We start from the raw sequence: 13,350 nt of genomic DNA on the forward strand, positions 1-13,350 counted from the left end.
CTAGTGTTCCTTCCTCGCCGTGCCGGGGACGACCACGTGAACCACCGGAATGCCCAGGTCGGGGCGCGTGTGGTCGACGTAGAGCGGTTCCGACCGCGTCCGGGCGCGCAGGCGTGTCGCCACGACGTCGATGTCCGCACGGACCGAGGCGCCGCTGTCGTCCCGGCGCGTGTAAGGGGTTCGCGGGGCCGCCGCCCAGCGGGCGGCTCTCGCGTCGATGCCCGCGTGCGAGATCCTCGCGGACGTGTAGACGGAGGCGGGCAGGTCGTCCCTGGCGCCGGCGATCGCGGTCAGGCGGGACTGCGCCGCCTCGGTGAGCGCCCGGCTCAGCGCGACGTCGCTGTCCACGTGACAGCCAGAGCCGCGGAAGACGACCGGGAAGTCGTGACTCAGGATCAGCACCTTGAAACAGGGCAGCCGGTAGACGTTGCCGATGTCCTCGATGCGCAGACTGACACGGGCGTCGGCGAAGCGCTTGACCAGCTCACCCGGATAGCCGCCGACCGAGCCGGGAAGGATCGGCACCCGTTCGCCGTCCGAGGCCAGCGCGTCGCGTTCCGCCACCTCCAGCAGCCCGTGCAGCAGAGCCTCTTCGAGGGTGTTGCCGCTGGCCAGCCCGTTCGTGGACGGCCGGAACAGGGGGACGGCCCAGCGGTCGCGCACGGTGCCGTCGAGGCGGACGGCCTCGTACGGCAGCCACCGGGGGCGGCCGTCGCCGGGCAGGACGGGCTGGGCGGGGACCCAGTCGAGCCGCGTTCGCGCGGTCAGCAGGCTGCCGTAGGCCAGCGGCAGCCGTGCGGGGTCGTAGGTGAGCTGCGGTCCGAGGCCTTCAGCGGTGTCGCTTCTCAGCCCCGCCGGGGCGGTCTCCGCGTGCCACAGCTCTATGGACTCCATCACCGCCGACGCCTTCGCCAAGGCGTCCGTGAGGCCCTTTCCCTGCGAGACGGACAGGGTGGTGGACATGGGTCTGCAGGCCTGCCACACCGGGATGCCGATGTGGTCGAGGCCGGTGATGTCGGCGATCCGGGTGATGCCGATGCGCTGGAGATGGGGCGCGACCCGGCGCAGCGTCTCCTCGGGCGGGACGGTGCGATGGGTGCCGTCCCGCACCGCCTTCTCCGGGTGACTGCTCATGGGGTGCCTATGACCGCGCATCCCATGACGAGCTCCGTGGCGCCGTCCAGCTCCAGGAGCTGCGCGAGGGTCTCGTCGCGCAGCGCCGCGGTGAACGTGCAGGAAAGGCCCATCGCCGCGGTGAGAAGGTAGACCGTCTGGCTCAGGTGGCCCACGTCGTAGTGCAGGACGCGGTAGGAGCGGGAGATCTTGTACTTCCACTTGTTCCTGGCGAACACGCTGGTGAAGAAGACGTACGCGGACGCGTCGCGGGCCCACGCCTGGTCGCCGCACACCCGTACCAGCAGGTCGTCGGGCAGGGCCGCGGTCAGGCGGTCGAGCTGCCGGTTCCTGGCGTCGTAGTGGTAGAGCCCCGCCGGGACGCCGGCCACCCTGCGCGCGTAGACGTACAGCTCGGTCGGATGCCTGCCGCCGCCGGACGGGCTCATCTTGAGCGTCGTCCCGCTGAGCTCGCTGCTCCTGATCGGCGACGCCGTGATCGACAGGAGCGCGGCGAGCCGGTCGCGCGGGATGGCGCCGCCCGAGTACGTCCGCACGCTGCGCCGGGCGTAGAGCAGCGTCAGCAGATCGCGTTCGACGATCGCGCCTCCGGGTGGGGCGCCGTCCGCGAACGAGACGCTGTCCAGCGCGTTCGCGTGCTTCTTGAACGCCGGGGGCGGCGGGTCGGCCTCCAGCTTGCTCCTGAGCTGCTCGTCCTGCTCGGCCTCGGACAGGAACAGGTTCGAGTCGAGGAACTGGGTCGAGTAGTGGAACGCCCTGGCGATCGGCGACCAGGGGGCCCACGCCGCGTTCAGCCGCCTTTCGCGGAGGTCGCGCGCGGAGCCCAGCTCGACCAGGATCTCCACGCCGATGAGCGCCCGGATGACGCGTTCGGCGCGTTCGCGGTCGCCCTGACCGGCGAGCACCGGCGCTATTTCCGCCGGCTTCCTGAAAGCCGCGATGAACGATTCCGTGCCGGTCGCCAGAGCGACTTGCCGGTGATTCAGATAATCGTCCCAGACGAGATGTCCGTCGTCCACATAAAGGACGCCACAGGATGAGGTCCGATACATCGCATTCCTCTGGTCGAGGAGTTGGGACGGCAGGGGGATGCCGCCCCAACAGCCTTTTCCGGCTACTGGATCTCGATGCTCTTCCAGTTGGGGCTGTAGGAGTCGAGAGACTTCTCCGTCTGGGCGTAGCCGTCGGCCCGGGCCTCGAAAGCGAGGTCCTCGTCGGTGGGGAATGCGATCTGGTTGGGCATTTCGAATCCTTCCCGCGATCATCTTGCTGGCCATTCGAATTTAGCAAGCGGCTGGAAGGAGCGTCAAAGCAATTAAATGCCGGAGCATTTATTGAGAAATATCGGCATTTAATTCGCGCGTCTCAGGAGACCTTCGACGAAGGTACCGTCCAGGTGTCGCAGGACTTCGGGTCGCCGGTGCGGAAGCCCGCTCGCATCCATCGCCTGACGTTGTCGTCACCGGCTATGCCCAGGAGCTGGTTCCAGTCCTTGGCGCTCCTGCCCTTGAGCGGCCAGACGCTCTGCGTGAAGGCGCCGCCGAGGCACTCGGTCTGGAGGTGCATGCGCCGGTCCTGCTCCCGCTGCTCGGCCTTGCTGCCGGCCCGCAGGTCCTCGGCGGCGTCGTACAGGCCGGTCAGCTTCTGCACGTGGTAGCCGTACATCGACGCGGCCTGGTTGAAGAGCAGCAGATCGGACGGGGACGCGAGCCAGGACGGGCCGAGGATGAAGGAGAGCGTACGGTCCCAGTCGCAATACCAGACCTCGGAATCCTCGCTGCTCTGCTCCTCGGAACCGCAGTAATTCTTCGGCAGCCGCTTGACGTACCGGACTTTGACCGGTTCGTAGGGCAGGCCGGCCTTCTTCAGATACGGCCCCCATGTGTTCTCCAGGCAGCGCAGCACCTCGTTGAGGTAGGCGCGGGCCTGCTCGTCGTTGTACGGTTCGACCGGCAATTCGTCGCACGTCGTCTGCGGCAGGGGGCCCGCCTGGTAGAGGGCGTTCTTGGTGAGGACGGGGTTCCGCACCGGAAACGCCGAGGCGTTCGCCGTCCCGGCTAAGGGAGTGATGAGGGCGCACGCGAGCGCCGCGATCTTGAAGGCTTTCACGACGGGCGAGAATAGGGCCGTTCGCGGTCGGTGTCCACTTACCCGCTCAGTTTTGCCGCGCGTTCCGGTCTGTACTCCGACACCCGCCCGACAGCATCCGAGGAGAGCAGCATGACCGCCATCTACACCTTCGACGTCTTCTCCAGCCTCGACGGCTTCGGCGCCGCCGGCGGCGACTGGACCGGCTACTGGGGCAAGCAGGGCCCCGAACTGCTCGGCCGCCGCCTCGCCCTGTACAGCGAGGAGCAGCGGATGGTCTTCGGAGCCAACACCTACCGGGCGTTCAGCCGGATGCTGGCCGAGAGCCCCGAGGACTCCGAGGTGCGCGACCCGTGGGTGACCCGGATGACGAACCTGCCGGCGACCGTGGTGTCCTCCACCCTGCGTGGCGCGCTCGACTGGCCGGACGTGACGCTGGCGAGCGGCGACGCCGTGGACGTCGTGGTCCGGCTCAAGGAGGAGTCCAAGGTGCCGTTGCGCTCGCACGGCAGCCTGGCGATGAACCGGGCGCTGATGGCCGCCGGGCTGGTGGATCGCGTCCAGGTGACGCTCTTCCCGGTGATCACCGGGCGGACGGGGCTGGATCCGATCTTCCAGGGTGCGCTCGACTTCGACCTGGAGCTGATCGAGAGCCGGACGCTCGACGGCGACATCCAGGAGCTCGTCTACCGGCCCACCCTGCACGGCTGACGTCCGCACACCGCCGCCGACGTGCGGCGGGCACACTGTCATCGGCGGGCGCTTCACGGCCCGCTGTGGATCAGTGGCGCCCACAGGTCGGCCCGGTCGGGGTAGCGGGCCCGCAGCTCGAGCGTGACCCGGTGCAGAGCCGCCGCCGCCTGATCGACCGCGCCGCCCAGATGACCGTAGAAGGCGCGCGCGGCAGCGGCGGCGACCTCGTCGGACAGCGGCCACAGGCTCGCGATGACGTGCCGGAACCCGGCGAGCTGGAACGCCGAGGCGAGCTGGATCGCCTCGTCGGCGAGCCGCATGCCGCGGTGCGCCGTCGAGCAGGCGGACAGGTAGGCGAGCTCGGCCCGGTCGAGCCGGAGCGCGCTGATCTCGGGGATCGCGAGGATGCCGTCGTGCAGCAGCAGCCCGCCCCGGGACGGTCTGGTCAGGTCCGCGCCGGCGTGGCAGGCGAAGTGCGCCCAGGTCGCCTCCGTCAGGGCGGCCCGCACGTGGCCCGTCGTCGCGTTCTCGCCCGTGAGCGGCGGCGTGTCCGGGTGGTCGCGGTGCAGCGCGGCGGCCTCCTCGACGCAGCCGGGTAGGTCGGGCAGGCCGGGCGTCTGCTGGAGCGCGACGGTCAGCTGGCGGCGTTCCGCGCCGGCGGGGCGGGCTCGGGCGTAGGCGAGTGCCCGCAGGGTCGGAGTGTAGGAGGAGACGACGTGGTCGAGCGCGCCCGGCTCGCCGGGGTGTCCGGCCGCGTGCAGGGGGAACAGGCCCAGCAGACCGGTGGGAAGCCAGCACACCTGGGGCATGCCGTCCGGCTGCAGGGCGGCCATGACGGGTTCGACGGCCGAGGTCCACAGCCAGCTCAGGATCTCGCGGATCACCCGCTGCCGTTTGAGCGGGCCCGTCAGGCGGCTCTGGTCGTCGGTGGCGTCCAGCAGCTCTTCGGCCTTGTCGCGGACGTCGGCCACGGTCAGCCTGGGCAGCGGGAGCAGCAGCGGGGCTGCGCCGGGCGTCATGATGATCGCGTCGCTGCGGAGGATGCCCGCGTTGAGCAGCACCGCCGTGCCGTCGATGCCGAAGTCGTCGTAGCGAGGTGGGAGCAGGAAGCGGGTGAAGCCGGGCCGGCGGCGGATCTCGGCGAGGAGGGCGTCCTGCTCGGCCCACAGGCGTTTGCGGTCCTCGACGTACTGGATGGTGCCCGCGGCGGCGGGGTCCGTGTCGAGCGGGATCGAACCTCCGGCGGCGGGCGCGGCTTCGAGGCGGTCGCGCAGCCGGCGCAGCCGCGCGGCCGGCTCCGGATGCGCGCGGGCGAGTTCGGTGAGGTCGGTACGGCTGTCCAGGCCGGCGCCCAGCAGGATGCCCCTGCCCAGCTCCGCCACCTCCACGGCGCGAACCGGGTCGCGTCGCGCGCAGTGGGCCGCGATCGCGTCCGAGACGACGCCGGAGTGCTCACCGAGGCCGCGTTCCTGATCCGAGCGGGCACCCTCGCGTGGCGCGGTGGACGGCAGCAGCGCGACCGCCGTGTCGAGCAGGTCCGCCGCGCCCGTGAAGTCGCCCATCGCCGCGGCCAGCAGCCCCGCGTAGTGGCCGGCGAGGACGCGGTCGGTCGGCGAGGACGCCGTGGCCGTGCGCACCTCCACGCCGAGCTGCTCGATCGACTCCTGGAGGAGGCCGCGGCTGTCGACCTGCAACCGGTACCAGTACGCGTCGGCCAGGTAGCCCAGATACCGCGCCCGATACGGATGGTCTTCGGCGGTGCACGCGGCGGCCTGCTCCCCCGCCTCGACGGCCAGGTCCAGATCGGCCAGATCGGCGGTACGTTTGAACCGTTCCAGGTAGGTGAGCCCGAGATCCGACCTGACCGCACCACGGTCAGGATGGTGCGTCGGGACGCCCGCGGCCGCCTGCCGTCCCAAGGCGACGGCCCGGTCGAGATCGGCGACGGCGCCGCTGTGCCGGTAGCGGCGCTGATGGGCGAGCCCGGCGGCCGAGAGCACGCCGAACCGATCCGGATGGTCGGCGGGGAACGCCGCCGTCGCCAGTTCGGCGAGTTCCACGGCGCGGTCGAGATCGGCCACCTCGCCGTCACGGACGTACCGCTCCTGATAAAAGACCCCGAGGTTGGACAAGGTGCCCGCGTACGCGGTGCTGTCCGGGGCCGCGCGGAGGGCCAGTGAGCGTTCGAGCAATGCGATCGCGTGATCCAGCTCCGCCGCCACGCCGTTGCGGCGATACCGCTCCCGGTGGGCGCCGCTGAGCGAGGACAGGTAGCCGGCCTGGGAGGGATGGTCCTGCGGCGTCGCCGCGATGACCTGTTCGAGGAGCGCGATGGCGTGGTCGAGATCGGCCAGGGAGCCGCCGCCGCGGTACCGGTCCTGGTACGCGTCGCCGAGGCTGGACAGGAACGTCGTGCGGTTCGCGCCGGCGTCCGGGGTCACAGCGAGCGCCTGTTCGGCGAGTTCGACGGCGCGGTCCAGATCGGCCCGTGCCCCGCTGCTGCCGTGGCGCTGCTTGTACGAGAGCCCGCAGGCCGACAGGACGGCCCCTCGCGCGGGATGGCCTGGCGGCATGGAGCGCAGCGCCCGCTCGGCGGTGTCGATCGCCCGGTCCAGGTCGGCCGGGTCGCCACGGCGGGCGTGCCGCTGCTGGTAGGCGTTGCTGAGATTGGTCAGCCAGCCGGGCTGGTTGGGGTGATCCTCCGGGGTGCCGGCGATCGCCTCCTCCCCCGTCCTGATCGCCCGGTCGAGATCGGGCAGCGCGCCCAGCTCGCCGTAGCGTCTTCCATAGGCGGCGCACAGGTTGGCGAGCTGGCCCGACCGTTCGAACCCCGGGTCGCAGGTCAGGGACACCGAACGCTCCATCAGCTGGATAGCCCGGTCCAGGTCGGCCCGGCTGCCGATCAGGTCGTCGCGCTGCAGGTAGCAGTTGGCGAGATTGCCCATCGCGGCGACCAGGTCCGGGTGGTGGTCCGCCATGGCGACGGCCTGCTCGCCCGCCTGGATGGCACGTTCGAGGTCGGCCCGGTCGCCGTCCCGGGCGAACCTCTCACGCAGGGCGTTGCCCAGGTTCGTCAGCCGCCCGATCCGGTCCGGGTGGCCTTGCGGGGTGAGGGTCAGGGCGTGCTCGTTGTGCTCGATGGACCGGTCCAGGTCTTCCGGGGGGCCGCCGCGTTCGTACCGTACGAGATGGGCGACGGCGAGATGGGACACAACCTGCGGGCCGGGCGCCCGCCGGGCGGCTTCCGCCAGCAGGAACAGGCAGGCGTCCAGCAGGTCGGGCTCGGCGGACGCGAACGCCTCGGTGAGCAGCCCGCCACCGACGCCCGCCGTCGCCGCCGGATCGGCGGCCGGGCCCAGGACGGCTCGTAAGGGCTCGGGGATCGCGCCGCCGTCGTCCGCCACGGGCATGACGACGACGATCGCGCGGGCGAGAGCGGCGCTCGACTCCGGGCCGGGCGGAAGCAGGTTGTGCCGGTAGAGGTGGAACCAGCCGAGGGCGTACGCGGCGGCGGACCTGCGCCGGGCGTCGGCGGACTGCGCGGCCTGCCACAAACCGGACGCCTCGGCCAGCGCCGAGTCGCTGAGAACCAGCTCGGCGTCCGCTGTGCTGGCCAGCGCGTCGAGCCGTCGGTGCAGCAGGGCCAGCAACATGTCGAACGCCACCCTCTGATGCTAGCCAGCCGTGACAGGATCGTCGCGGGTGCAGCGTCGCGGAGGGGAAGGAGACTCGATGGACGCGTCGGAACGGCTGGCCCTGGCCACGCTCTGCGAGGAGTTACCGGAGCTGCGTGCGGAGTGCGCCCGTCAGAGCGCGGCCCGGCAGGCGCTGCTGGCCCGCGTCGAGTCAGAGGCGCAGGCACGCCGCCCGGTCCTCGGGCTGCTCGCCGAGCTGCTGGGCACCGGTCCGGACGGCGCCGTCCGGGCGTTGGGCACCGCTCTGCCCGGCTCGGGGCCCGGCCAGGCGGATGAGGAACGGTTCGGGTGCCCTGACCGGGCGTGCGTGCGCGTCGCGTTCACCCTGCCCGCCGGACCGGCGCCGCGCTGCCGGGTGACCGGCGAGCCGATGGCCCGCTCGTGAACAACTTCTTCCAGGCCCTGGCCACGAAGCTGGCCGAACGGTGGGTCGCCCTCCTGTTCGTGCCGGGCGCGTTGCTCGTCGCGGCGACGTGGGCGGGGATCCGCCTGGGGCACACGCTCGACGCCGCGCGCCTGACCCAGGCGGCTTCCACCGTCACCGCGAGCTTCGCGGCCCGGCCTGCGGGCGTGCAGGCGCTGTCGATCGCCACGCTGCTGCTGGTGACGACCGGCGCCGGATGGGCGGTGCAGACACTCGCCCCCGTGACGCGTGGGCTCTGGCTCGGCCAGTGGCCGTTCCTGCGCGGCCAGCGGATCGCCCGCAGGCGGGCCCGCTGGCGGCGCCACGTCGAGCGGCGCCGCCGGCTCGCTCGTGACCATCCGGCCGAGTCCCGCACCCCCGAGCAGCAGGAGTCGATCGACGCCGCCGCTGGCCGGGCCAACCGCGTCGCGCTGGCCCAGCCGGGCAGGGCCACGTGGATGGGCGATCGCGTTCACGCCGTCGAGCAGGTCGCGCTGGACCGTTACGGGCTGGACCTGGCGTTCGCGTGGCCGCGCCTGTGGCTCGTACTGCCGGACGCCACGCGCGCCGAGCTGAACGCGGCGAACGCGGCGTTCGCCGGGGCCGTGGCCACCGGGACGTGGGCGTGGCCCTACCTGTTGCTCGGTGTCGTGTGGTGGCCGGCGGCGGTGGCCGGGGTCGTCGTCGGTGTCACGGGATGGGTGCGCGCTCGTGGTGCGATCGCCGATCTGAGCGCGCTGTCGGAGGCCGTGCTCGATCTGCACACCCGGACGCTGGCGGTCTCGCTGGGCGTCGGCAGCCCCGACGCGGCCGGGCCCATCACCGTCGCGGAGGGCGAGGAGGTCACCTCTCTCGTGCGCAAGGGTCGTTGAGTCTCACACGCGAGGCTCGTCGAGCGAGCGAACCCCTTCGGGGCTCAGCACAGCGTGGGCACTGCCCCGCCGTCGGCGCGTTCGACCGTGACGCCGGTCAGGCCCCTGGTCCACGGGGCGGTGATCTCGCTGAGCCCGGCGGCGGTGGGCGGCGTGCGGCCCAGGCCGATCGCGTACCGGACCTGCCGGGGACCGCTCTCGAACGGTCGCGGCCAGGCGTGCGCGTCCGACGCCCCGGCCTCCTCCAGGGCGCCGATCAGCTCCAGCATCCGTCCCCTGACGCGGCCGAGCAGCGTGTCGAGCTCGCCGGAGCTCACGGTCACCACCGCCCAGGCCGCATGACGGCGGTGCAGCGGCGGTGGGACGGCCAGCTCCTCGGTGCGGCCGGACTCCGCCAGCTCCCACGCCCGATACAGCTCCTGGGTGAGCAGCTCCAGGCCGCCCGAGGTGACCTGGCGGGCGCAGTTGCGAACGGGCGCGCTGGGCGTCATCACCACGATCGGAGCGGGGCCGGGATCTGGAGCGGGGGTGAGGGCGACAGGGTCGCGCCAGTTCCAGGCGGCCCACGTACCGAAGAACGTGCTGAGCGGGTCGCCGCCGTCGTGCACGGTTCGTGCGGCCATCACCATCCACGCCAGGCCGGGAAGCCCGCCGAACGGAGCCGAGTCCAGGCCGCGGGCCCGCGCCCACGCCTTCACCTGCCTGGCCAGGCGGGCGAACAGGACGTGGTTCCCGCCGGTCGCGGCCCGGATGGCGGCGGCGTCGCTGATCGCGCTCAACGCGGTCGCCGCCGCGTCGCCGAGCTCGGCGCGGCGGTCCACCGCCTGCGCCGGCGGCAGAGAGCCGGTCGGTACGACGGTCAGATCCACATCCAGGTCTCCGGTACGCAGCCGCAGGCCCGGCACCCGGGCGCCCACCACCTGCCGCAACCGTGTCGCCTCGGGCAGGGCCGCGCGAACCCGCGCCTCGATCTCGGTCAGGTCGGGCTCGCCGGGCAGGATCGCCACCAGGTCCAGGTCGGCGTTCGGTAGCTCGCAGCCGACGCGACGGGAGCCGGCGACGTGCACCACTCCTGGCTCCAGCGCCGCCGCCAGCGTGTCCGCGAGCGCCTCCGCCGGCACCCCGATTCTCGCTGGCGCCTCTGCCGGGACGCCCGTTCTCGCCGGCGCCTCCGCCTGGCTCTCCGTCGGCGCCTTCCGCGGCCCCGCCACGACCCACGCCGGCCCGTTCTCCCCGGCGTCCGCCTCGGGCAACCAGTGGAACTCGCCCGTCCCCAGCGTGATCCGCGCCCTGACACGCATGGGTTCGTCACCCCGGCGCGACAGCAACACCAGCTCCCCCACCTGCGCCACCATCGCGCCCAACCGGATCGGCTCCTCGGTCCGCCCGAGGGTCAGGTGCGGGGTGAAGCCCTCCGGACGCCCCGCGCACCGGGGAAACCGCCGCCGCAACGCCTCGTGCAGCCGGCGCCACGGCTCCGGGTCGCCGGCGGCCGGATCGAGCCAGGCGGTCACGTGCTCACGATGCCGGAACGCCCGCACCCCCTCCAGCCTGGCCGGGAACGGCCCTGCCTCGGCCGCCGCCGCCGCGAGCAACGGCGCCGCCGCCTCGAACTCCGACTCCGGCACGAACCCGAACAGCAAATTCACGTGCGGCGGCCACCGGCGGATCTGCGGATCGTGCGCCCGCCGCACCTCCTGGATCGCGGGCCACAGCTCGTCCGGCGGGATCCACGCCACCGCCGTCCGCGCCGTCGGCGGCACGTCGAGCACCCCGCGGTCGCGAACGTCACCCGTGAGGTCGAGCACCGCCTCCACCGCGTAGTGATCGGAGATGAACAGCCCGCCCGGGTCCGGCGCGTCGCCGCGCAGCGTCGCCGACACCACCTGGGGCCGCCCCCGCAGCAGGATCCGGTCCAGGCGCGCGGCCCGCCCTGACCTGGAGGACAGCGCCGCGAGCGGGTTGACGACCGGGTCGAACGTGGGCGTCCCGTCAGGCCCGTGCGCCTCCGCCCAGGCGTCGCGCAGGCCGAGCGCCGCCGCGGGCGTGTCCGTGCCGTCATTGAAGTCGCCCGCCAGGACGACGTCACCGTCCACGCCTGCCAGCCCCTCGGCGATCGCGGCCAGCTCGCCCCGCCGCCTGGATGGGCCGTCGGCGGAATGGTCGCTGGTCAGGTGGGTGACGGCGACGGTGAGGGGCCCGGTGACGGTGTCCACCACGACGGCGGCGATCGCCTTGTGCGGGCCCAGCCCGTGGCGGGCCGCCTCACGCACGGGCAGCCGACTGAGCAGGAGCAGACCGGCTTCGTCCACGTCCGGGCCGTACGGGTCGGTGCCGAGCGTGTACGCCTCGCGTACCCAGGGGGTGGCCAGCAGCATCCGCAGGAGCGCGGGCTCGGCCTCCTGCAGCGCGATCACGTCCGCGTCGGCCTCCGCCAGGGCCGCGAGCAGCAGGGGGCGGCGGCGGGCGGTGTCGATGCGGTCGCTGTCGTAGCGGTCCCAGAGCGTGTTCCAGGTCAGGACGCGGACGGCGGTGGGTGTGACGGGCCCATGTCCGGCGAGCGCGGCCTCGTCTCGGGCGGGGTGCCAGCCGGTGGCGGGGTTCCAGGCGTGCGGGGTCGAGGCGGTGAAGAACGGCGGGCGCAGCAGGCGCGCGTCCCGGACCCGGCCGGCCTCGCAGGTGTCGACCCGGTCGAGGCCCGTGGCGCGGTCCCACACCAGCTCGCCGTCCGCCTCCACGAACAGCACCCGGTGCCAGGGGATGTCCCCGCCCGGCGTGAACGCGGACAGCGCGACACGCTTGGGGGCGGCCTCGCGCTGCCCGACACCCAGGACGAACCGGGACGCGTCGAACCTCGGGTCCCAGCGGATCCGGTGGTAGATCTCCTCGCTGGTACGCATCACGCCTCCCGTCCGTACAGGGCGCCGTCCACGTCGTCGATGGCGCCGCGCGCGCCGACGTACCAGGTGCGATGGGACTGACCGGGGTACGGCGGGACGAACCGCCGCCATTGCGCGGTGAGCACGTGCGGGGGCACCGGATGGGGGCGGCGGGCGTTGCGCCGGTGCAGCTCGTCCTCGTCCACCAGCACGAGCGCGTGCGCCGTCAGCGCGTCGCGGCGGCGCGCCACGGCGTGGACCAGGCCGCGCTGGTGCGGGTTGAGGGAGGTGGCGTCCCAGACGACGGTGCCGCCGGCCGCGAGGGCCATATCGAGGCGGTCCAGTGCCTCGCCGAGCACCTCGCGGTTCGCCCGCTGGTCGGAGCGAGAGCCGCGGGCGTCGCGCAGGTCGTCCTGCGAGATGTACGCGTCGGCTTCCTTCAGGCTTGCCGCGAACGTGCTCTTTCCGCTGCCCGACGGCCCGACGAGGTGCACCAGCCGGGGGAAGTGCCCCGGCCGCCACCGCCACGTCGCCGCCACAGCCTCCTCCACTGTGGTGAGCTTGCCGGCGGCCCACGCGGTGCGCGCCTCGGCCCAGCACCGGTCGGCCGCGTCCGTGTCGAGGCCGGTCAGCGCCTCCCCGAGGCCGGTCCGCAACGGGCCCAGCGGGTCCTGGCTGAGCAGCCCGGCCTCCTCAGCGTGCAGCGCCGACCATTCGACCTGCTCGCGGGCGTCGTCGTCGGGGTTCGACGGGACGGACGCCGCGACGGCGTGCAGCACGCCCAGGTCAGCGGCCAGCGCCATCCGCCGCAGCCCGGTCTGCCGCTCCTCGTCGGGGAACGGCCGCCGTAACCCTCCGTGCAGCCCGGCCAGGTCCGCCACCCGCCGCGCCAGCGGCATGCCCAGCGGTCCCGCCAGCCGGGCCGCCACCCAGGGTCTCGGCCGGGCGTGCAGCATGGTGGCCAGGACTCCCGCCAGCCTCGCGTCCCCCCACCGCCCGATCGCGTCCAGCCGGGCGACCACCTCGGCCACCGCCCGCGCCTCGGCCTCGGCTGGGGTGAGCACACCGGAAGCGAGCGCCTCTCCGCCGGGGGTGAGGCCGAGCGCGGACAGCAGGGCGCCGGCCTCCGGGGCCGCGCCCGACCGTACCGACCACAGCGCCGCCCCCGCCCCCAGCCCGTTCGGCACCACCGCGGCGTGCATCCAGTGCGTCCCCGTCCGTACGTGCTCGCGCCGCACCCACTTGGCCACCCGCCCCGCGAACTCCTCCCGCCCGAACCCCTCGGCGGCCCGCACGACGTAGCCCTCCTGCCGCTCCGGATCCAGCCGCAGCCCTCGCAGCACCCGCTCGTCGAAGACGCCACGCCACAACACGGGCGGCACAGGAACCCCCAGCGTCCGGAGGAAGGCGACGGTGTGGTCCCAGCCGAGGCAGCGGTCGCCGTCCCACACCGAGAACCCGTAGAACCAGCTCTCCAGCTCCTGGTAGGCGATGGAGTGGCGGGCGGACATGTTTTCCCCCCCCCCCCCCCCGCCCCCGGGGGGGGGCCCGCCGCTCCCCCCCTTCCCGCCCGATCGGGAGAGGCA

General features: G+C 73.1%; 10 protein-coding genes. 3 read left to right on the top strand and 7 right to left on the bottom strand.

The features are described from left to right. The 4 genes from FXF51_RS39955 to FXF51_RS39965 form a co-directional block, all read right to left on the bottom strand. Positions 1–1,134, bottom strand: a complete 1,134-nt coding sequence (locus FXF51_RS39955; RefSeq protein WP_187414825.1) for a YcaO-like family protein — start codon at positions 1,132–1,134, stop codon at positions 1–3. Beyond that, complete coding sequence (locus FXF51_RS39960) at positions 1,131–2,153, bottom strand: SagB/ThcOx family dehydrogenase (RefSeq protein ID WP_148439969.1); 1,023 nt, start codon at positions 2,151–2,153, stop codon at positions 1,131–1,133. Before FXF51_RS39960 ends, FXF51_RS39955 begins: the two co-directional genes overlap by 4 nt. 95 nt (positions 2,154–2,248) lie before the next feature. Continuing rightward, the gene (locus FXF51_RS63040) at positions 2,249–2,377 is read right to left on the bottom strand and encodes a hypothetical protein (RefSeq protein ID WP_262380127.1); all 129 of its coding nucleotides are present in this window, start codon (positions 2,375–2,377) and stop codon (positions 2,249–2,251) included. Positions 2,378–2,499: 122 nt separating this feature from the next. Then, complete coding sequence (locus FXF51_RS39965; protein ID WP_148439970.1) at positions 2,500–3,243, bottom strand: neutral zinc metallopeptidase; 744 nt, start codon at positions 3,241–3,243, stop codon at positions 2,500–2,502. A 111-nt stretch (positions 3,244–3,354) separates the two neighbouring features. On the opposite strand from FXF51_RS39965, the gene FXF51_RS39970 reads away from it, so the two are divergent. Further along, complete coding sequence (locus FXF51_RS39970) at positions 3,355–3,933, top strand: dihydrofolate reductase family protein (protein ID WP_148439971.1); 579 nt, start codon at positions 3,355–3,357, stop codon at positions 3,931–3,933. Positions 3,934–3,986: 53 nt separating this feature from the next. Here FXF51_RS39970 and FXF51_RS39975 read toward each other — a convergent pair whose 3' ends face one another. Next, positions 3,987–7,580, bottom strand: a complete 3,594-nt coding sequence (locus FXF51_RS39975) for a CHAT domain-containing protein (protein WP_148439972.1) — start codon at positions 7,578–7,580, stop codon at positions 3,987–3,989. 67 nt (positions 7,581–7,647) lie between these two features. Between FXF51_RS39975 and FXF51_RS39980 the strand changes: the two genes are divergently transcribed. Together FXF51_RS39980 and FXF51_RS39985 are read left to right on the top strand one after the other, a co-directional pair. Further along, positions 7,648–7,995: a hypothetical protein gene (locus FXF51_RS39980; protein WP_148439973.1), complete on the top strand. Its 348-nt coding sequence runs from the start codon at positions 7,648–7,650 to the stop codon at positions 7,993–7,995. After that, the gene (locus FXF51_RS39985) at positions 7,992–8,885 is read left to right on the top strand and encodes a hypothetical protein (protein WP_148439974.1); all 894 of its coding nucleotides are present in this window, start codon (positions 7,992–7,994) and stop codon (positions 8,883–8,885) included. The genes FXF51_RS39980 and FXF51_RS39985 overlap by 4 nt, the downstream gene beginning before the upstream one ends. Positions 8,886–8,929: 44 nt before the next feature. Here the strand turns inward: FXF51_RS39985 and FXF51_RS39990 are convergent, their stop codons facing one another. Beyond that, positions 8,930–11,785 carry an RNA repair domain-containing protein gene (locus FXF51_RS39990; RefSeq protein WP_148439975.1) on the bottom strand — a complete coding sequence of 952 codons (2,856 nt, stop codon included), beginning with the start codon at positions 11,783–11,785 and terminating at the stop codon, positions 8,930–8,932. Next, positions 11,785–13,275 (bottom strand): AAA family ATPase, encoded by a 1,491-nt coding sequence (locus tag FXF51_RS39995; RefSeq protein WP_262380128.1) that lies wholly within the window; start codon positions 13,273–13,275, stop codon positions 11,785–11,787. The genes FXF51_RS39990 and FXF51_RS39995 overlap by 1 nt, the downstream gene beginning before the upstream one ends. Positions 13,276–13,350 lie beyond the last annotated feature (75 nt).

It is taken from the genome of Nonomuraea sp. PA05 (assembly GCF_008086045.1).
Taxonomy (GTDB): Bacteria; Actinomycetota; Actinomycetes; order Streptosporangiales; family Streptosporangiaceae; genus Nonomuraea; species Nonomuraea monospora.

What these genes read in the sequence shown, in the direction of transcription:
- FXF51_RS39955 (WP_187414825.1), bottom strand. Translation starts at nt 1,134, where the DNA reads ATGAGCAGTCACCCGGAGAAGGCGGTGCGGGACGGCACCCATCGCACC.
- FXF51_RS63040 (WP_262380127.1), bottom strand. Translation starts at nt 2,377, where the DNA reads ATGCCCAACCAGATCGCATTCCCCACCGACGAGGACCTCGCTTTCGAG.
- FXF51_RS39970 (WP_148439971.1), top strand. Translation starts at nt 3,355, where the DNA reads ATGACCGCCATCTACACCTTCGACGTCTTCTCCAGCCTCGACGGCTTC.
- FXF51_RS39980 (WP_148439973.1), top strand. Translation starts at nt 7,648, where the DNA reads ATGGACGCGTCGGAACGGCTGGCCCTGGCCACGCTCTGCGAGGAGTTA.
- FXF51_RS39990 (WP_148439975.1), bottom strand. Translation starts at nt 11,785, where the DNA reads ATGCGTACCAGCGAGGAGATCTACCACCGGATCCGCTGGGACCCGAGG.
- FXF51_RS39995 (WP_262380128.1), bottom strand. Translation starts at nt 13,275, where the DNA reads ATGTCCGCCCGCCACTCCATCGCCTACCAGGAGCTGGAGAGCTGGTTC.